Genomic DNA, 20038 nt, shown 5'->3' with positions numbered 1-20038 from the left:
AAGTGAATGGCGAGGCGCCGTGACCTTCGGCGCCTCGTCAAATCAGTCCTCTCAAGGAGCATGAGCATGGCCAGAAAACAATGCCAGGTCTGCGGCCAGCCCGCCACAGTGCGGGTGGAAGCCAATCTCAATGGTCGTCACAGCACCATGCTGTTGTGTGACGATCACTATCGCCAACTGGTGCGCCAGCAAAAGCGCACCGTCTCGCCGCTGGAAGCCTTGTTTGGCTCGCGCAGCGGCTTGTTCGAAGACTTCCTCGGCAGCGACTTCTTCCGCATCGGTGACGATTCGCCGTCCATGGCGGCCGATAGCGACGAGGTGGTCGATGCCTCGTTCGGCGAACCCGCCCCGGCCGGTACGGGCACTGCGCGCCGTCGCGGCAGTGGGCTCGCCAGCCGTATCAGCGAACAGTCCGAGGCCCTATTGCAGGAGGCCGCCCGACACGCTGCAGAGTTCGGGCGCGCCGAAGTTGATACCGAACACCTGCTGCTGGCGCTATCCGACAGCGATGTGGTCAAGACCATCCTGGGGCAGTTCAAGATCAAGGTCGATGACCTCAAGCGCCAGATCGAATCCGAAGCCAAGCGCGGCGACAAGCCGTTCGAGGGCGAGATCGGCGTGTCGCCCCGGGTCAAGGACGCGCTCAGCCGCGCTTTCGTGGCATCCAACGAACTCGGCCACTCTTATGTCGGGCCGGAGCATTTCCTGATCGGGCTCGCCGAGGAAGGCGAAGGTTTGGCGGCCAACCTGCTGCGCCGTTACGGCCTCACGCCGCAAGCGCTGCGCCAGCAGGTAAGCAAGGTGGTCGGCAAGGGGGCCGAGGACGGCCGTACCGAGACGCCGACCAATACGCCGGAACTCGACAAGTATTCGCGCGACCTCACCAAGATGGCGCGCGAGGGCAAGCTCGATCCGGTCATCGGCCGTGCGCAGGAGATCGAGACCACCATCGAGGTGCTGGCCCGGCGCAAGAAAAACAACCCGGTGTTGATCGGTGAGCCCGGCGTCGGCAAGACCGCCATTGTCGAAGGACTGGCGCAGCGGATGGTCGCCGGCGAAGTGCCCGAGACGCTGCGCGACAAGCGTCTGGTGGAACTCAACATCAACGCCATGGTGGCCGGCGCCAAGTATCGCGGCGAGTTCGAGGAGCGCGTGCAGAAGGTGCTCAAGGAAGTGACCGAGCACCAGGGCGAGATGATTCTCTTCATCGATGAAGTGCACACCATCGTCGGTGCCGGCCAGGGTGGCGGCGAAGGCGGGCTGGACGTGGCCAACGTGTTCAAGCCGATGATGGCGCGCGGCGAGCTGAACCTGATCGGCGCCACCACGCTCAACGAGTATCAGAAGTACATCGAGAAGGACGCCGCGCTGGAGCGTCGTTTCCAGCCGGTGATGGTGCCCGAGCCGACGGTAGCGCAGACCATGATGATCCTGCGCGGCCTGCGCGACACCTTCGAGGCGCACCACAAGGTCAGCATCACCGAGGATGCGATCATCGCCGCCGCCGAGTTGTCGGACCGCTACATCACCGCGCGCTTTTTGCCTGACAAGGCCATCGACCTGCTTGACCAGGCGGCCGCACGCGTGAAGCTGTCGGCCACGGCTCGCCCAGTGGCCGTACAAGAGCTGGAGTCCGAACTGCACCAGTTGCGGCGTGAGCAGGACTACATGGCCTCGCGCAAGCAGTACGACAAGGCCGCCGAGCTGGGCAAGCGCATCGAGGCAAAAGAGGCCGAACTCAAGAAGCTCATCGAAGATTGGGAGCGCGAGCGCGCCTCGGGCAGCGCCGAAGTCAAGGCCGAGCATGTCGCGCAGATCGTCTCGCGCCTGACCGGCATTCCGGTCAACGAGCTGACGGTGGAAGAACGCGAGAAGCTGTTGCATCTGGAACAGCGGCTGCACGAGCGCCTGGTGGGCCAGGACGAAGCGGTGCGCGCGGTGGCCGATGCCGTGCGGTTGTCGCGCGCGGGGCTGCGCGAAGGCGGCAAGCCGGTGGCGACTTTTCTGTTCCTCGGGCCGACCGGCGTGGGCAAGACCGAGCTCGCCAAGGCGCTGGCCGAGTCCATCTATGGCGATGAAGGTGCGCTGCTGCGCATCGACATGTCCGAGTACGGGGAACGCCATACCGTGGCACGCCTGGTGGGCGCGCCTCCGGGTTATGTGGGCTATGACGAGGGCGGCCAGCTCACCGAGAAGGTGCGTCGCAAGCCCTACAGCGTGTTGCTGCTGGACGAGATCGAGAAGGCTCACCCCGACGTCTACAACATCCTGCTGCAGGTGTTCGACGACGGGCGGCTCACCGACGGCAAGGGCCGGGTGGTGGATTTCACCAATACCATCATCATCGCCACCTCGAACTTGGGCTCGGACATCATCCAGCGTCGGCTGAAGGCCCGTAGCGCCGCCGGCGAGGAATACGAGAAGACCAAGTCCGAGGTGATGGACGTGCTGCGCGGACACTTCCGCCCCGAGTTCATCAACCGCATCGACGAGATCATCGTCTTCCATGCGCTGGGCAAGGAGGAGATCCGCCATATCGTCGGCCTGCAGCTCGATCGTGTGGCCCGCAACGCCGCCAGCCAGGGCGTGACGCTGACCTTCGATCAGACCTTGATCGACCACTTCGCGGAGGAAGGCTACAAGCCCGAGTTCGGTGCGCGTGAACTCAAGCGCCTGATCCGCAGCGAGCTGGAAACCGCGCTGGCACGCGAGATGCTCGGCGGCGGAATCGGCAAGGGCGATCACGCCAGCGCACGCTGGGACGACAAGGCCGAACGGGTGGTCTTCGAGCGCCAGGAGCCACCCGCAAAGCCGGCCGAGCCTGAGAAGCCCGATGTCGCGAACGTGGCCGAGACGCCGCCGAGCGACGCGAGCAAGCCTGCGCGCAAGAAAAAGTCAGCGGGCGGCGAATCTTGAGTCATGGGGAGGCTGTCGTGATCCTTCAATTGACCCAAGGACTTGTTCTTGATGGAAACGAAAAGTAGCAGGCGCTATTCAGAGTGCGCCGGCGGCTCTGTTCGGTGCGTCATCCAATTCGCCGGCATTGTTCAAGGAGAACCGATATGTCTGCATTGACTCCGTGGGACCCCTTCCGGGAACTGGATGAATTGCAAAACCGCCTGGCGACGATGTTGGGACGGCCCCCCCAGCGACAGGGCGCCCGTACCGGCAACGAAGCCATGACCACGGCGGACTGGGCACCAATGGTGGACATCAGCGAGGATGAGAACGCATTCCTCCTCAAACTGGATCTGCCGGAGGTCCCCAAGGATGCCGTGCGCGTCAGCGCGGAAAACGGCGTACTCACCATCAGCGGCGAGCGCAAACTGGAAAAAGAGGAGCAGGGCAAGAAATTCCACCGCATCGAACGTGCGTATGGCCGCTTTGTGCGCAGCTTTGTCTTACCTGACAACGTTGATCCGACCAAGGTGACGGCTTCGATGAAAGACGGCGTGCTGGAAGTGCGGCTTGTCAAGGCCGAGCAAGCCAAGCCGAAGCAGATTGAAATTTCAGTCAATTAACTTCAATTGGAGTCCAACATCATGAATATCAAACAGCCCCAATACATCCGTTCCGCACTTGCCCTGGCGGTCTGCATCGGACTGAGTGGACCGGTTTTGGCCCAATCGGCGGCAAGTCCAAGCGCTGCAGCGCCCTCTGTCGCACCCAAGGCGGCGCAGCCACAAGTAGACGACAAGGCCGCCCAGGAAGCCGAAAAAAAGCGTTCCGAGCTCACTCAGGACGCCATCACGGCGCTCACCAAGACCCAGGAGGCTTTGACCCTCCTTGATGCAAATAAGACCAAGGAGGCGCTCGCTGCGCTGGAACTGGCCACCGGAAAGCTGGAACTGGTATTGGCACGCGACGCCAAACTTGCTTTGGCGCCGGTCGATGTACGCGTCATCACCCATGATATCCACGCCAACGTGGAATCGGTAAAGAAAGCGGTCAAGTTGTCTCGGGAGTTGTTGGGTGATGGCGAGGTGCAAAAGGCCCGGCCCATCGTTGCCAATCTGGCCAGCGAAATCGTGATCGAAACCGACAACCTGCCCATGGCAACGTACCCGGCAGCGATCAAGTCGGCTGCACGGCTCGTCGACAGCGGCAAGATCGACGAAGCCAAAGCAGAGCTCGCCCGAGCACTGAACACGCTGGTGGTCATCCAAGTTGTACTCCCTCTGCCCGTGCTACGGGCCGAGGCCGCGATAGCAAAAGCTGAAAAGCTGGCCGAGACTGACAAGCGCGATGCCAAGCAGAACGAGGAGCTCAGCACCTTGCTGTCGTCCGTGCGCACGGAGATCGAGCTGGCGCAAATCCTGGGTTATGGCAAGAAGGAGGACTTCAAACCCATCTTCGATCAGGTGAAGTCCATTGAGCAAAAGTCGGCTGGTGGCAAAAGCGGCAATGGATGGTTCGACGAGTTGAAGACGCGCATCCAAAAGCTGTTTTGAGGTGATGAAGGGGCCGACTGCTCCATCGGTCAGTCTCGCGATATTCGCAGTAGGCCCCAATAGATTCCCCTATTTTCACTATCTCATACGAGGCATATCACCATGAATGAGCAAACATCGAATCCCAACGCGATCAACGAAGGCACGAACGAACAGGCCGCGGTAAGCAGCCTTCCTGCCAGACCAGAGCCCAAGCCTGAAGTCGTCACGGAGGTACAGCCTGAGGTTCAGAAGGAAACGGACTCGCAAGCGGCAGACAAACGTAAACAAGTCCTCGATGAGGCCGTCTCGGCCTTGGCGCTGACCAAATCAGCGCTGGCGGCCCTGGACGAAAAAGAATCCGCGCGAGCACTGGCAACGCTGGCCGAAGTGACGGGAAAGCTGGAGCTGATCGTTGCACGCGAACCCACGCTCGCCCTGGCCCCCGTTGATGTGCGCACCATCGTGCACGACTTGTTCGCCAACACGGAAACCGTTGAGGCGATGACTGACGAGGCGCTGGATGCCCTCAAACATGGCGAGGTGCAACGCGCTCGTCGCGTGTTGGCATTGCTGGCCAGCGAAATCGTGATTGCGGTCACCAACATCCCTCTGGCGACTTACCCGGCAGCCGTGAAATCCGTCGTGCCGCTGATCGATCAGGGCAAGATCGAAGAGGCCAAGGCCGCGCTGCAGTTGGCGCTCGGCACGCTCGTCGAGACACTCAGCGTCATCCCGCTGCCCATCCTGCGCGCCAAACTGCTCGTCAAGCGCGCCGAGACCTTGACAGAAGATGGCCAGCGCAGCGAGGCGTCCGGTGAACGCCTGCAGGACTTGTTAAACGAAGCCCGGCAGCAGTTGGAAATGGCAGAACTGCTGGGCTATGGTAAAAAGAAGGACTTTGAGCCCCTGTACTCTGAACTCAAGAAAGTCAAGGAAAAGACGGCCGGAGGCGGGAGCGGAAAAGGCTGGCTCGATGAAATCAAGGCGAGACTGTCAAAGCTGTTCTAAAACCGCAAGAGAGGGGCGAATAGCCCCTCTCTTCGCCATGAAGGCTTGATTTTCCTGATCTCATGATCCATCAAGGAGATATCGCATGAATGCAAATACCATCGCCGATTCGAATGCGGATAACCCTGCCGATGCCGTGTGTTCACTGACCCAAAATTGGTGGTTGTTTGCGCTGCGCGGCATATTCGCGTTGATTTTTGCAGTCCTCGCATTCTGGATGCCACACTCGGCTTTGTTCGCCATGACGATAGTGTTCGGCGCATTTTCTTTGGTCAATGGTGCGTTCAACCTGGTTGCAGCGGTGCGGCAAATGCGGCAAAAGCAGCGCTGGGGCTGGCTGTTGTTCAGCGGCATCGTCGGCATACTCACCGGTGTCGTTGTGGTAGTTGCCCCTCTGGCTGCCACTTTGGCGTTGGCCTATTTCTTGTGGGTAAGCGTGGCATTCTGGGCAATTTTCACCGGTATGCTGGAGATATCCGCCGCCGTTCGTCTGCGCCGGGAAATCAAGGGCGAGATCTGGCTTGCCCTCAGCGGGCTGCTTTCCGTGCTCCTCGGTGCGATCATCCTATGGATGTTTTTTACCCGCCCGATCGAATCATTTCTGGCCGCGGGCTGGGTATTGGGTTTCCATGCTGCGATCTTCGGTATGACTCTTTTGCTTCTTAGTTGGCGTTTGCGCAAAGCGCGTCAGCGGTAAGGGCGTGAAAAACCAAACCGTAAGATCATCTTTGAAAATCAACATATCCAATCACCCGGGTCCACTCACCTGGGCGGACAACCCTAAAGGGCTTGAGCATGCGTATACAATATAGCTATCGACTCGTCGAAAAAGAATTTCATGAACCTTGGCGAATGTCTGTAGAAAAAGCGGTTGAACCCGCTCTCAAGCCGCTGATCGAAAAGCGCTCCGAAGATTCGGTACGTCTTCAAATCGTCCTCGAACGCGCGAAAAAAGGATCTCGCTTAACGGCCAGTGGCCACATGCACTTGCCGGGCAAAAAAATCGTCAGCGTCACTGCATCGCATAACGATCTGACGCCTCTCGCGCACATGCTAGCGCAGGCGTTGTTCCGGCAGGCCAAGAAGCACTTTGATCGGCTGAGCGCTCAGGATCAAATCAAGCGTAAGGCGCGTCGTGAACGCTTGCGCGAGCTCAAGGCGCGGATCGACACTCAACCTGCCTCTGTCGTCCAGCAAGCACGCGGGATAATCGAGACGCTGCTGCCGAAGGTTGAGGCCGTTGCGCAACGCGAGTTGGCTTATCTGCATGCCGCCGGTGATTTGCCTCGCGATTATCCGACGCTGCACGACGTGGTGGACGAAGCGATTGCTCTGGCTGAATCGGTATGGACATCCGTTCCAGAAGAAAATGCCGCTTACCTCGATCTTTTGAAGCATCTTTTTGCCGTCATTGATCGCGAAGTGGCAAACAGCCGGCAATATGGCGAGGCCGTTTCGCTGGATGCGCCGGTCGAAGCGGATGCGCAGGACATGGCGGAGGCCATGGTAGAGGAAGAGTTCTACGAGTTTTATCAGCCTGATGACGCACTCAGCCTGGCCGACGTCATGGCTGATAGTCGGCTTCCCGACCCAGCAGCAATCGCCGAACAGGAGGAAATTGGTGACAGATCGAGCGAATTCGCATTTGCATTCGACCTGATGAAGGGTATGCCGCACTTGTGGCGCCGCATTTTTCTGCTTATCCGGGTGGATGGGCTGGATGCAGGCTGCGCTGCTGAAATCCTGCGGATGCCTAATAAGATAGATGCTGTCAGAGCGGGGCTCATTCAAGCCGAAGCCTTCATTGCGGCTCACGTGGAAGATGCCGGCGTGAGCGAAGACGGGAACGATTGGATCAAAGGCGTAAATTGGTCGGCGATGTCGGTGATCCGAAGCGAGGCAACCTCACCGCAGTCCAAGGAAGCGAACCATGAAAAATGAACTCCACATCGTCTGCCCACATTGCCAGTCCATCAACAGCGTGCCGGCCGCCAAGCTCGCGGATCGTCCCAACTGCGGCCGCTGCCAGCAGCCCTTGTTCACCGGCGAGCCCATCGAGTTGACGACGGCGACGTTCTCGCGCCACGTGGAGCGCAGCGATCTGCCGCTGCTGGTCGATTTCTGGGCGCCCTGGTGCGGGCCGTGCAAGATGATGGCGCCGCAGTTTCAACAAGCCGCGCGCCAGCTCGAACCCGGGATCAGGCTGGCAAAGGTGAACACCGAGGCTGAGCCCCACCTGGCCGCGCAGTTCGGTATCCGCAGCATTCCGACGCTCGCCCTGTTCCAGGGCGGACGTGAGATCGCCCGCCAGGCAGGCGCCATGGGCTCGCAGGACATCGTGCGCTGGGCCTCTGCACAGGTGGGACGCTGACCGATGCAGGATTTGCTCGGCACTACCCTGATCCTGCTGGCGGCGTGCAGCCTCGCGGTGGTGGCGACGGCGGCGTTCAGAGTACCCGCCTTGCTGGGTTACCTCGCCGTCGGCGCCTTGCTGGGCCCCTCGGTCAGCGGTGTGATCGCGCCGGGAGAGGCGTTGACTTTCATATCCGAACTGGGTGTGGCCCTGCTGCTGTTCATGGTCGGACTGGAATTCTCGCTGGGGCACTTCTGGCTCACTCGCAAGACCGTACTGGCGTCCGGCAGCTTGCAGATGGTCGTCGTGGCCGCGCCACTGACCCTGGTGCTGATCGGGTTGGGTCAGCCAGCTCAGAGCGCTGCACTGCTCGGCGCCGCAGCGGCCATGTCGTCCACGGCGCTGGTCAGCCGACAGCTGGCCGACCAAGGCGAGCTCACCACCCGCCACGGCCGCAGTGCCATCGCCGTGCTGGTCTTTCAGGACCTGGCCAGCGTGCCCCTGCTGGCCCTGCTGGCGATCTGGGCGCGCGGCGACTCGCCGAAGATCGAGAGCGTGCTGCTCGAAGTGTTGGGCGTGCTGGTGTTGTTCGCGGCAGCGGCGGTTGCCTCGCGTCGTCTGTTGCATGGCCTGCTGGGCTGGGTGGCGCGGCAGGGCCACGAAGAATCCTTCGTGCTGGTCTCCTTGTGCGTGGTCGTGGCGGCAGCCGCTGCTGCACACGCCGTCGGCGTATCCGCCGCCCTGGGGGCCTTTCTCGCCGGCATGGTCCTGGGCGAGAGCGACTTCCGGCACCACATGGAAAGCCACCTCAAGCCCTTTCGTGATGTGCTGTCGGGCCTGTTCTTCGTGACCATTGGCCTGCAGCTGGACACCGCGCAGATCGTGGCCGCACCGCTGGCGGTACTGGGTTGGCTGTTGGCCTTGGTGCCTCTCAAGATGGGGCTGAACTTTCTGGCGCTGCGCGCAACCCGCCTGTCGGCGCTCGACGCCTGGCGCGCAGGCATCGTGCTGGGTCATGGCGGCGAGTTTGCGCTGCTGCTCCTGGGCATGGTCATGCAGCAGCACCTGATCGCCGCCACCATGGTGCAACCGATGCTGGTGGCGCTGGTGTTGAGCATGGGGTTGGCACCGCTCCTGATCCGACACCATGACCGATGGGCGCGGGCTTTCAGCCGCTCGGGCGCACTCGGTCAGCCACCGCAGGCCGAAGAAGGCGAAGTCGCCGAGCGGGCGCGGTCGTTGCGCGACCATGTGATCATCTGTGGGGCGGATGACGTCGGGCTGCTGCTGAGCCGAACGCTGCGCCTGGCAGGCATACCGCATTTGCTGCTGGAATCGGACCGCCAACGGGTCGAAGCGGGGCGTGCGATGGGGGCGCCGGTGTCGTATGGCGATGCCAGTCGGCTCGACACCCTGGCCGCCGCCGGATTGGCCCATGCCCGCCTGGTGGTGCTGACGTTTGCCCGTCCGCAGACGGCCCTGCGTATCGCTCAGGCGGTTCTCGACCGCCGCCTGAGCTTGTCCGTGGTGGTGGCCACTGAGCGCGTAACGGATGCCCAGCTTTTGCGTAATCTGCCCAATGTCAGACTGTACCCGTTGTACCTGGCTGCGGGACTGGGACTGGCCGAGCAGGTACTGTTGATGTTGGGCATCAACGCCGACCAAGTCGACCACCGGATCGAGGAATTACGGCAGGCACTCAGTCAGTCAGGCGGGGATAGACCATGAACGGGCCGACCATCTGGCTGATGGTGTCGCTACTTGCCAATGTTGGCATGGCGGTTGCGTTATGGCGTTTTGCTCGTACCAATCGCCACAGGCGTGACGAGCTGAAGCATCGCCAACAAGCGAAAATCGACGACAACGAACGGATCGCCATCGCCCTGGAAGGCGCAGAGTTGGGATTCTGGGAGTGGGATCTTGCCACCGACAGCTTCAGGCTTTCTGCCCGCAGTCTGGCGATGTTCGGCTTGACCTCCGACGAGGAGATTGGCGCCACCCATGCCGCATGGCAAGCGCGTATTCATCCGGAGGATTTACCGGTCGTTCTGGCAAAGGTGCGCGCTTACCAAGAAAATCCGTCGGAGCGATTGGAGTGCGAGTACCGCGTTCGTCATCGATCCGGCGTTTGGATTTGGGTGCTGGATCGCGGTCGTTGGCTGGGTGACACGGGCAGGCAATTGATGGTGGGCTCTCTGCTCGACATCTCTTCTCGCAAGGAAATGGAGCAGCGGTTGCTGCGCATGGCGATCACCGACCCCTTGACCGGCTTGTCGAACCGGCGGGCTTTTAACGAACGATTACAGCTGGAATGGGCGCGCCTCAAACGCAGCCCGGAGATACAAGCAGCACTTGTGCTCTGCGATATCGATCACTTCAAGCGCATCAATGATACCTATGGGCACGGATGCGGCGATGAGGTGCTCAAGCACTTTGCTTCACGGTTGAGGGAACATGTTCGCGCAACCGACATGGCTGCACGGATTGGGGGGGAGGAATTCGCTGTGTTGTTGGAAGCGGCATCGATAGAAGACGCCCAAGTATGGGCGGAGCGATTTCGTCAGGACGTTGCGGCGACAGCGCTGGTGTGTGGAGAGGTTCGATCAGCTATAGCGCCAGCATGGGGGTGGCTCCCCTCGACGTCCGCTTAAACTCTTCCGAGCAGGTGATGCAGCAGGCGGACAGCGCGCTCTACCAGGCAAAAAGACAAGGGCGCAACCAAGTTGTGGGTGCACAAGTATTTCAGAATTGAGAGGAGTGGCGATGAAGGAAAAGCAAGCAGACCCGATCAAAACATTTCGCGCCCAATGGGCAGTGATGACGTTCTACGAGCGCTTCGAACAGGTGATCGCGCTCGCGCTGTCCGCAATCATTGCCGTGATTATCGTGGTCTCGCTGCTGCAGCTGATCTCGATCGTCTTCAGCCTGCTGATCATTGATGCGTTCAATCCGCTCGATCACAAGGTCTTCCAGACCGTGTTCGGCATGATCATGACGCTGCTCATCGCCATGGAGTTCAAGCATTCCATCGTGCGGGTGGCCTTGCGGCGCGACAGCATCATCCAGGTCAAGACGGTGATCCTGATCGGGCTGATCGCCCTGGCGCGTAAATTCGTGATCCTCGACCCGGAGACCGGCCCCGCCAAGGTCGCGGCGCTCGCAGGCGCGACACTGGCCCTCGGGGCGACTTACTGGCTGCTGCGCGAGCGCGATGACCGGACAGCCGGGGAAAGCTCAGATGATCAGTCGTGATCTGCGCCACGCGCAGAATGTCGGCGCGCGGCATCGCTGGCTCAATCGCCTGCAAACCGCGCTGTTGGTGCTGACCCTGCTCGGGATTGCCGCCGTCGCTGGCAGCCTGCTGTTGGGTGACGGCGGGCTTTGGCTGGCGCTTGCGGCCGCGGGGTTCACCCTGCTGCTCGAACCGGCGGCCGCCTCCGGGCTGACCTTGCGGCTGTATGGCGCACGCCCCCTGCACCCGGATGAAGCGCCCGATCTTTGGGCTGTGTTGCGCGGAACTGGCGGCGCGGGCCGGGCTGCCTGCCGTGCCGGTACCGCACTACGTGCCCAGCGGGGTCGTCAACGCCTTCGCCACCGGTTCGAAGCATCACGCGGCCATCGCGCTGACCGACGGCCTGCTGCGTAGCCTCACGCCCCGCGAGTTGACCGGCGTGCTCGGCCACGAAATCGCGCATATTGCGAACGAGGATTTGCGTGTCATGGGCTTGGCCGATTCCATCAGCCGGCTCACCCATCTTCTAGCCTTGTTGGGGCAGCTTGCGATCGTGCTCAGCTTGCCAGCGCTATTGCTTGGAGTCACGGAAGTCAATTGGCCCGCGTTGCTTCTACTGGCGGTCGCGCCACAGCTAGCCTTGCTGGCTCAGTTGGGCTTGTCCAGGGTGCGCGAATTCGACGCCGACCGGCTCGCTGCCGAATTGACCGGCGACCCGCACGGGCTGGCCTCGGCGCTCGCCAAGATCGAGCGGGTGAGCCGCTCCTGGCGCGCCTGGCTGCTGCCCGGATGGGGCAATCCGGAACCCTCCTGGTTGCGCACGCATCCGGCGACGGCTGAACGCATTGAGCGCTTGCTGGAACTTGCTCCGCCGCCCGCGATGCCGCCGTTTCCATCGGCCCGTTTCGTCCCCGAGGTGACCGTATCACCACGTCCGCCACGCTGGCGCACCGGCGGCCTTTGGCGCTGATTTCAACATGGAGAATGACGTGACCTACCCCGACCCCTACAGCCGCCCGGCGCCGGACCGCTTCATCCGGCGCTGGCTCGTCATCACTGGCTGCATCGCCGCACTCATGCTGCTGTGGCAGTTCCTGCCCGCCATCGAAGCCTGGTTCAGTCCCCACGAAACGCAGGAGCGCACGGTGACGCCGCGCGGCGACCTGGCCGCCGACGAAAAAACCACCATCGAGCTGTTCGAAAAATCGCGCGGGTCGGTGGTTTACATCACCACGGCACAACTAGTGCGTGACGTCTGGTCGCGCAATGTCTTTTCCGTGCCGCGCGGCACCGGCTCCGGCTTCATCTGGGACGATGCCGGCCACGTGGTGACCAACTTCCACGTGATCCAGGGGGCATCGTCTGCCACGGTCAAACTGGCCGACGGTCGCGATTATCAGGCTGCGCTCGTTGGCGCCAGTCCTGCGCACGACATCGCGGTACTCAAGATTGGCGTCGGCTTCAAGCGCCCGCCGGCGGTGCCGGTGGGCACCAGTGCCGATCTCAAGGTGGGGCAAAAGGTCTTTGCCATTGGCAATCCCTTCGGGCTCGACTGGACGCTCACCACCGGCATCGTCTCGGCGCTTGACCGCACCCTTTCCGGCGACGCCAGTGGCCCGGCCATTGACCACCTGATCCAGACCGACGCCGCTATCAACCCCGGCAATTCCGGTGGCCCGCTGCTCGATTCGGCTGGGCGGCTGATCGGCATCAATACCGCCATCTACAGTCCGTCTGGCGCCTCGGCCGGCATCGGCTTTGCGGTGCCGGTCGATACCGTCATGCGCGTGGTGCCGCAACTCATAAAGACCGGCAAGTACATCCGTCCGGCGCTGGGCATCGAGGTGGATGAGCAGCTCAACGCGCGTCTGCAGGCGCTGACCGGCAGTAAGGGCGTATTCGTATTGCGCGTGACGCCGGGCTCGGCGGCGCACAGGGCCGGGCTCGTCGGCGTCGAGGTCACCGCAGGCGGCATCGTGCCCGGCGATCGCGTTATCAGCATCGACGGTATCGCCGTCGACGACGTCACCACATTACAGGCCCGGCTAGACGACAAGAACGTTGGAGATGTTGTGGTCTTGTTAGTGGAGCGGGCCGGCAAGACTCGCGAGATGCTTGTGGAACTACAACCGGGAGTTTGATGGAAAGTGGGTCATGGATCTGCACAGCGAAGCAGCCAAGCGACTTCAGCCTTGCGCCGAACTACGAGCCCTAGCTAGTGCAGTGGGGGGAAGGCTGTTTAGGTTAAATGGATATAAGGGTGTCATTTTTGATTGTGTTTTTAAAAGAAGGTGTTGATTTTTTTGGGTAAGCATTTAGGGCGTCCAAGGGTTGGAGCAGTTGGCACGGATGAGAGAGCTCAATGCTCGCTAGGGATTGGATCTATGTGTTTTTTCTGACTGACTGCTTACGTGTTGAAACGGGCAACATCGGAAAAGGATGAATCTTTATTTTCACCATTTACCGTATTTTTCGAGCCTGGGCGAAAATTAGGATGATACTTTAGCGCCCTTAATCATTCTCCCATGAAAGGCAAAACGATCCAGTCTCGGGTGTAAGTGCTCACAACATACTGATATAAAAGGGATTTTTTATGAATAGGAGAGCGCGCGACGTTTCTCTCTGTTTTTAGGGTTAGGATGAAACTTTATTTGCATCCCACATCAGTGGTTTTTGAGAGTTAAAACTGTCGCGAATAAAGGGAGCCACTAACTGGCTCCCTTCTTCCAGGTTGCTTGACCAACACTGAGCAAAAGATTCAATTACAGATGGAAATGCCCCGCTGCCTCCGGCTGGTAAAGCACTTTCCTGATCTCAATCCGGCGGGTCCGATCAGAAATTCGCCAGTCAATGGCGTCCCCCTCCTGATAACCCAGGATGGCAGCACCAATGTCGGAATACACAGAGTGCTTCCCTGAGTTGCTGTCCGCGTCCTGCGGGTAGACCAAGGCCACTTCGATCTCTTCGTCGTCCAGTTGCACCAAAGCCCTGGAATTCATCGTGACGACATTGCTCGCCACCTGCTGCGGCTTGACGACAATGGCGCGTTCAAGCTCATGTTCGAGCTCAACAACCGTCGGACCTTGCTCAAGAGCGATTAGATTCTCGAGCCTGGCCTTGTCGATTTCAGTGATGTAGATCTTGGTGCTATCGCTAACGGAACCTTCGCGCAAGAACTGGAGATAGCGCCCTGCCGTCATGGAAAACGACTTCAATGTCGGCGTTTCGCTCTCAAGCACAAAACCGCTGCGCACAAAGGCTTTCAGCGAGCGTGCGTTGTCCGGGTGGATCTTGGCGATGAGTTTTTTGGCCCGCATGTCGAGGAAGGCCAGTTTCATGCCTTCGCGGATCGTGCGTGCGCCAAGGTTTCTGCCCCATTTGTCGCTGTCTCCGATGACCAGGACTATCTCGCAATTTGAGCCGGTCTTGATGAGACGGACAAAGCCCACCGGGGCGTCATGCCGGTCATAAGCCATGAAGAATCGGCCACCCTGGTTGAACAGATGGGTCAGGATTGGCAACTGGGTTCGATCGATGGCTTGCTCGATTGAGCGGGAGACATGACGTGAATCGCTCAGATAACAGGTGACGCGCTCATCCTCCAACCAGTCCATCAACGTCAACGCATGCGCCCGAGTAATTTCAGGGCACAGCGAAATGAAAGGCTTGTTCATCTTCACCACACTTATTTTCAAGGGATGAAAGCCCTTCATGGCTACGGCCATGACGGTTCTTTCGGCAACCGGCTATTTTAAGATATATCGCGAGTAAAGCCGAATAGCCTGGGGCGTTCGAGGAAATCATCGTTTTGCCCCCTTGATCCGCCCCGGATTCTCGCCCCGGCGGCGCCATCAACTTGTCTTGTGATTACTGGGAGCAACAGTTCTAATTCTCTAAATTCAGCACCCACCCGACCCGCGCTGCGGGTCGAGTGGTAGTTGGGCTGTGGATAAAATCAGCAAGGAGCTGGCATGCTGTACACCAATGCGTTGAAACAATTGGATATGCAGGATATTTCGATTGTTTTGTTGTTGATCGAAAACCGCAGTGCCAAACGCGTTGCAGAAATATTGAATCTGAGCCAGTCGAGCATCAGTTACAGCCTGAAAAAACTTCGGCATTGTTTTGACGACAAACTGTTCGAGAACACTGAGGGCGCCATGCAGCCCACGGCACGGGTGTTGGCGATAAAGCCCTATCTGCAAAACATTCTGCAGTGCATCAACCAGTGTGCCAAGGAAGGAGCAGGGCAGGGCACCGCGCTGCGTCAGTGGAATATCACGGGCCCGGAATATTTTGAAATTCTCATGTTGCCCGCATTGTTGCAGCAGGTGCGCTCAACCGGACGCAACTGGTCGTTGAGTGTGAGCCGCCTGGGCAAGGATTTGCCCATCAATGAGTTACTGGCTTCTGACACCGACGTTTGCTTTGGCTTCGGCCCGGGCTATCACCAACGGCATCCGTTGCTGGGCTATCGCAGCCTTACTGAAGATTCTTTTGTGTGCCTGTCCAGCGTGGCAAAACATCGGCCCAAATCTTTTTTGGATATTGATGAGTTTTGTGACGCGCCACACATATTTCCTACGCCGTGGCTGTCGGAAAAAAACATGGTAGATGGCTGGCTGGAAAAACAGTCGCGATCCAGAAATATTTTTACCCGGGCCAATTCCTATCACGCCGGGGTGAATATTTTATTGGCGGTACCGGCACTGATCGTGATCCCGGAAAAAATAGTGGCGACCCTGAATGTGCCGCCAACCGTCAAAATACTCCAGCCGCCGCCCGGGTTTCCGACCTTTACTCTGGACCTGATCTGGAGCCGTGAGCGAACTGTCCACAGCGACTTTCATGAGCTGGAAGCGCTGATCGAAAAAATAAAAACATGAATAAAACCCGGCTGCCCAACCTGTGGGCGCCGGGGTGGGCTATACATTCCCACTGCTTCTATCGCAAGGTGGTGTGCGGCCTTGAACTGAAAAGGAAAATTCGATGTTTAAACACTTTCTAAAACCGGCGCGTGTCAGCGCGGTTTTTTTACTGTCTTGCCTGGCCGCTTCCATCGCCTGTGCCTCTGAAAAAACCTCTTACCCGGATGCTGCTGCCAGCGACCCGGCGAAGATGGGCTGGATGGTCGGCGCGCCGCCACCGCCGGATCGCATCGTGCGGTTTGCCGACGGCAGTTATTTCCAGTTTCCGGCCATGCGCTGGAGTGTTTCCAACTTCCGTCAATTGATGCCCACCACCAATGTCTCCCGTGGCCTGGGCGCGCCGGTACCGCTGGCCAAAGCCTTGCGCACGGATATCGACGCATTGACCTTCCTGCCGTTGGGCAGCAAGGAGCCGATGACCTGGGAGCAGTCACTGGCTGCGAATTACACCGACGGCATAGTCGTGTTGCACCGCGGCAAAATTATTTATGAGCGTTACTTTGGTGTGTTGACCCCCGAAGGCCAGCACGGCGCCATGTCCATGACCAAATCGGTGGTGGGCACGATGGGCGCAATGCTGGTGGCTGATGGCACCCTCGATGCCAATAAAAAAATCGTCGACTATGTGCCCGAGCTGGCCAAGTCTGCGTTTGGCAACGCCACCCTGCGCCAGGTGCTGGACATGACCACAGGGCTTAAATACAGCGAGGATTATGCCGACCCCAATGCGGAAGTCTGGAAGCATGCCCAGGCCGGTAACCCGCTGCCAAAGCCCAAGGACTACACCGGCCCGCAAAGTTATATGGAATATTTGCAAACGGTTGAGCCAGAAGGTGAGCACGGCGAGGCATTCGCCTATAAAACCGTCAACACGGATGTGTTGGGCTGGGTGATTGCACGGGTGACAGGGCGCAACGTTGCGCAACTGCTCTCGGAGAAAATCTGGCAGCGTATCGGCGCTGAACAATCGGCATATTTCACCGTCGATTCCATCGGCACACCGTTTGCCGGCGGCGGTTTGAATACCGGACTGCGCGATATGGCGCGGTTTGGCGAAATGATCCGCAATAATGGCCAGTATCTTGGCCAGCAAATTGTGCCCAAGGCGGTGGTCGACGACATTCGTGGCGGTGGTGATAAAGCGGCCTTTGCCAAGGCCGGTTACGATTTGCTCAAGGGCGCCAGCTATCGAGACATGTGGTGGGTGACGCACAACGCTGATGGTGCCTTTATGGCGCGTGGTGTTTACGGCCAGCGCACTTATATCGATCCAAAAGCCGAGATGGTTATTGTGCGTTACGCCTCCAACCCGATTGCCAGCAACTCGGCAAACGACCCGGTAACGATCCCGGCATTCGAGGCCTTGGCCAAACAGCTGATCAGCCACCCTGACTGATTAACGCAAAAATCTGTGGCTGGCATCCCCACCCGCCTTTGTGGGAGCGGGCTTGCCCGCGATGGCATCCCTGCGGTTTAACAGACAGACCGCAGTGTTGGCATCGCAGGCAAGCCAGCTCCCACAGGCAGAGCGGTGCGCGCACAATCTGCAATTCCCCCCCCAACCTTTGTGGGAGCGGGCTTACCTGCGATGGCATCCCTGCGGTTTAACAGACAGACCGCAGTGTTGGCATCGCAGGCAAGCCAGCTCCCACAGGCAGAGCGGTGCGCGCGCAATCTGCAATTCCCCCCCCCAACCTTTGTAGGAGCGGGCTTGCCCGCGATGGCATCCCTGCGGTTTAACAGACAGACCGCAGTGTTTGCATCGCAGGCAAGCCAGCTCCCACAGGCAGAGCGGTGCGCGCGCAATCTGCAACTCCCCCCCAACATTTGTGGGAGCGGGCTTGCCCGCGATGGCATCCCTGCGGTTTAACAGACAGACCGCAGTGTTTGCATCGCAGGCAAGCCTGCTCCCACAGGTAGTGCGGTGCGCACATAATCTGCAATTCCCCCCCAGCCATTGTGGGAGCGGGCTTGCCCGCGATGGCAAAAAGCCCAACCCCACAGGCTAACGCGCCGTTTTCAAGCCAAGATGAAGAATCGGTAAGCTGGACAAAAGTTTGATCATTTGTGCGATATCGTTACTAGATATTTCATAAGTGAGTGTTTCCATGCGCGTCGATTTAGATGCCGAGGAGGTGAGGCTTGAGTCCTTGCCCCGTTTTCAAAGCGCCGCAGTTCAGGCCCGTCAGCTCTATCAGTTGGGGGTGGCACTGGCGCTTCTGGCGCTGCTGGCGTGGGCGCTGGCTTTTTTTATTGGTCTGTTTTCATCGGAGTCACTGTGGCCGGTACTGCTGGGCAATAACGCAGCCGCCATGCTGGTGCTGGCCGCAGGTGCCCAATCGGCTTTTTGGGTGGCGGACTGGCGCAATGGCGCACTCAACCCCCCACCACCAGCGATTGCGGCCGCGCCCGACGAACAGGTGCGTGGCATTGAGCGTTTTAACCAGCGGGTCGATGCCGGGGCCAGGCGTTTGCTGGTTACCATCGGCGCGCCTGTCTTGTGGCTGACAGGTGTAAGTGGGGCCGCCTGGTGGAGCGTGCAACACACCTGGAACCTGGCCTTGCCGGGTTTGGCACTGGGGACTTGGGGTAGCGTCGCGGCAGGCATCGCTGTTTTGCTCGCGTTTGCGCTGCTGGTGTTTGAACGTTACCTGGCCCAGCAGCAACCCGGCCAATGGCCGGAAGCCCGCTTGCTGGCACCGCTGGTGCGCGTGCCCATCCTGACTTTGCTGCTGAGCGCCGTATGCCTGATTTTCAGCAGCGACGATGCGGTGTGGCCGGCACGCCTGGCTGTATTGACGGGGCTGCTGCCTGCAGCCGTGGCCATTGAGCTGATTCTGCGGGCGCTGGCAGCGCTCTTCAGCCCACGCCGCGACAGGCTGGAACCGCGCATGATCGGGCAAAGCTTTGTTGCCGGCATGTTGCGTTGGCCGCCGCAGCCATTGCTGGCGCTGCAGAGCGAATTGCATAACCGGTTTGGCATTGACCTGCGGCAAATCTGGGCCTTTACCTATATGCGCAAAGCCTTCTTGCCGGTACTGGCGGTGGTTGCTGCTGTCGGTTGGGTATTGAGCGGCGTGAATGAAATCCCGCTGCAAGGTCGTGGGATTTATGAGCGTTTTGGCGAGCCGGTTGCCGTGTTGGGCCCCGGTTTGCACGCGGGTTTGCCTTGGCCTCTGGGGCGGGTGCTGGCGGTGGAAAACGGTGTGGTGCATGAGCTGGCCACTAGCACGGAATCGACTGTCGATCCGTTGTTAACGCCTGCCGATGCTTTGCCACCGCTGACAGCCAATCGCCTGTGGGATGCAACCCATGTGAACGACAAGTCCCAGGTAATTGCCAGCGGCAGCGGCGACAAGCAGGGCTTTCAGATCGTCAATATGGATGTGCGCTTTGTCTACCGCATTGGCCTGGGCGACCGCGCCGCGATTGCCGCCACGTATCACAGCGCCGATGTACCGACGCTGATTCGCAGCACCGCGAGTCGCATTCTGGTTCATGACTTTGCCTCACGCACGCTCGATGGCGTGCTGGGCGAGCAGCGCAGTGCATTGGCCGATGATATCGGCCGCGCGGTACAGGCCGATCTTGATGCTCTGGACAGCGGCGTCGAAATTCTTGCCACGGTAGTGGAAGCCATTCACCCGCCGGCGGGGGCAGCCAATGCCTATCACGGTGTCCAGGCTGCGCAGATCAGTGCCCAGGCGCTGATTGCCCGCGAGCGGGGAGCGGCTAGCGAACAAACCAATGTGGCGCAATTGCAGGCCAGCGTTGAACTGGACCAGGCCCATGCGCTGGCGCGTGAAGTCAACGCCACCGCGCAAACGGCCGACCTGCGCTTTGGCGCCGAGCAAAAAGCCTACGCCAGTGCCGGTCATGCGTTCCTGTTGGAACAGTACCTAAGCCAGTTAAGCCTGGGGCTGAACAACGCCAAATTGCTGATCCTCGACCATCGCCTCGGGGGCAGCAGTGCGCCGACCCTCGACCTGCGTTCTTTCACGCTGCCGGCCGATCCTGTCGCGCCGCGTAAAGCTGCTCAGTAAGGAGCCTTCTCTTGTCTCAATCCCACGATCACAGCGGCCAT

Annotated in this window: 16 protein-coding genes and 2 pseudogenes; 17 read left to right on the top strand and 1 reads right to left on the bottom strand. The window is 59.9% G+C overall.

The genetic code is table 11. The features are described 5' to 3' along the window. Window positions 1-66 precede the first annotated feature (66 nt). The 13 genes and pseudogenes from clpK to BLU25_RS14555 all read left to right on the top strand — a co-directional run bounded on the left by clpK (window position 67) and on the right by BLU25_RS14555 (window position 13167). The gene (gene clpK, locus BLU25_RS14615) at window positions 67-2916 is read left to right on the top strand and encodes a heat shock survival AAA family ATPase ClpK (RefSeq protein WP_016782888.1); all 2850 of its coding nucleotides are present in this window, start codon (window positions 67-69) and stop codon (window positions 2914-2916) included. Between the two features lie 146 nt (window positions 2917-3062). After that, window positions 3063-3521 (top strand): small heat shock protein sHSP20-GI, encoded by a 459-nt coding sequence (gene hsp20-GI, locus BLU25_RS14610; RefSeq protein ID WP_016782889.1) that lies wholly within the window; start codon window positions 3063-3065, stop codon window positions 3519-3521. Window positions 3522-3542: 21 nt separating this feature from the next. Beyond that, window positions 3543-4451: a heat resistance protein YfdX1 gene (gene yfdX1, locus BLU25_RS14605; protein ID WP_016782890.1), complete on the top strand. Its 909-nt coding sequence runs from the start codon at window positions 3543-3545 to the stop codon at window positions 4449-4451. Window positions 4452-4553: 102 nt separating this feature from the next. Then, window positions 4554-5441: a YfdX family protein gene (locus BLU25_RS14600; protein ID WP_016782891.1), complete on the top strand. Its 888-nt coding sequence runs from the start codon at window positions 4554-4556 to the stop codon at window positions 5439-5441. 85 nt (window positions 5442-5526) lie between these two features. Then, on the top strand, window positions 5527-6138 hold the full coding sequence (locus BLU25_RS14595) for an HdeD family acid-resistance protein (protein ID WP_000993372.1): 612 nt from the start codon (window positions 5527-5529) through the stop codon (window positions 6136-6138). Window positions 6139-6236: 98 nt separating this feature from the next. Beyond that, window positions 6237-7382, top strand: coding sequence for a hypothetical protein (locus BLU25_RS14590; RefSeq protein ID WP_029611654.1), 1146 nt, complete (start codon window positions 6237-6239; stop codon window positions 7380-7382). Continuing rightward, window positions 7372-7812 (top strand): heat resistance system thioredoxin Trx-GI, encoded by a 441-nt coding sequence (gene trx-GI, locus BLU25_RS14585; protein WP_000787151.1) that lies wholly within the window; start codon window positions 7372-7374, stop codon window positions 7810-7812. The genes BLU25_RS14590 and trx-GI overlap by 11 nt, the downstream gene beginning before the upstream one ends. Window positions 7813-7815: 3 nt before the next feature. Continuing rightward, a complete protein-coding gene (locus tag BLU25_RS14580) occupies window positions 7816-9522 on the top strand; it encodes a cation:proton antiporter domain-containing protein (RefSeq protein WP_016782893.1) in 1707 nt (568 codons plus the stop codon). Further along, window positions 9519-10445 (top strand): GGDEF domain-containing protein, encoded by a 927-nt coding sequence (locus BLU25_RS23755; protein WP_255311541.1) that lies wholly within the window; start codon window positions 9519-9521, stop codon window positions 10443-10445. Before BLU25_RS14580 ends, BLU25_RS23755 begins: the two co-directional genes overlap by 4 nt. Beyond that, the gene (locus BLU25_RS23850; RefSeq protein WP_255311540.1) at window positions 10415-10546 is read left to right on the top strand and encodes a diguanylate cyclase domain-containing protein; all 132 of its coding nucleotides are present in this window, start codon (window positions 10415-10417) and stop codon (window positions 10544-10546) included. The genes BLU25_RS23755 and BLU25_RS23850 overlap by 31 nt, the downstream gene beginning before the upstream one ends. An 11-nt stretch (window positions 10547-10557) precedes the next feature. Beyond that, window positions 10558-11046: a phosphate-starvation-inducible PsiE family protein gene (locus BLU25_RS14565; protein WP_004152114.1), complete on the top strand. Its 489-nt coding sequence runs from the start codon at window positions 10558-10560 to the stop codon at window positions 11044-11046. After that, a pseudogene (locus tag BLU25_RS14560) lies at window positions 11033-11996 on the top strand (zinc metalloprotease HtpX). The gene BLU25_RS14565 and the pseudogene BLU25_RS14560 overlap by 14 nt, the downstream one beginning before the upstream one ends. Window positions 11997-12015: 19 nt before the next feature. Continuing rightward, window positions 12016-13167 (top strand): S1C family serine protease, encoded by a 1152-nt coding sequence (locus BLU25_RS14555; RefSeq protein ID WP_003116645.1) that lies wholly within the window; start codon window positions 12016-12018, stop codon window positions 13165-13167. Window positions 13168-13788: 621 nt separating this feature from the next. Here the strand turns inward: BLU25_RS14555 and BLU25_RS14550 are convergent. Next, window positions 13789-14751 (bottom strand): bifunctional GNAT family N-acetyltransferase/nucleoside diphosphate kinase regulator, encoded by a 963-nt coding sequence (locus tag BLU25_RS14550; protein WP_016782894.1) that lies wholly within the window; start codon window positions 14749-14751, stop codon window positions 13789-13791. Between the two features lie 246 nt (window positions 14752-14997). Here BLU25_RS14550 and BLU25_RS23750 point away from each other — a divergent pair. From BLU25_RS23750 to hflK, 4 genes and pseudogenes are all read left to right on the top strand, one after another. Next, a pseudogene (locus BLU25_RS23750) lies at window positions 14998-15141 on the top strand (helix-turn-helix domain-containing protein); the annotation flags it as partial. 45 nt (window positions 15142-15186) lie between these two features. Beyond that, entirely contained in the window at window positions 15187-15912 is a 726-nt protein-coding gene (locus BLU25_RS14545) for a LysR substrate-binding domain-containing protein (protein WP_228795948.1), read from the top strand. Between the two features lie 103 nt (window positions 15913-16015). After that, window positions 16016-17350 (top strand): serine hydrolase domain-containing protein, encoded by a 1335-nt coding sequence (locus BLU25_RS14540; RefSeq protein ID WP_016782896.1) that lies wholly within the window; start codon window positions 16016-16018, stop codon window positions 17348-17350. A 712-nt stretch (window positions 17351-18062) separates the two neighbouring features. Then, window positions 18063-19997 carry a protease modulator HflK gene (hflK, locus tag BLU25_RS14535; RefSeq protein WP_016782897.1) on the top strand — a complete coding sequence of 645 codons (1935 nt, stop codon included), beginning with the start codon at window positions 18063-18065 and terminating at the stop codon, window positions 19995-19997. The last annotated feature ends 41 nt before the right edge of the window (window positions 19998-20038 follow it).

This window comes from Pseudomonas fragi, assembly GCF_900105835.1.
GTDB lineage: Bacteria > Pseudomonadota > Gammaproteobacteria > Pseudomonadales > Pseudomonadaceae > Aquipseudomonas > Aquipseudomonas fragi.
This window is presented reverse-complemented; position numbering and strand designations above follow the sequence as displayed.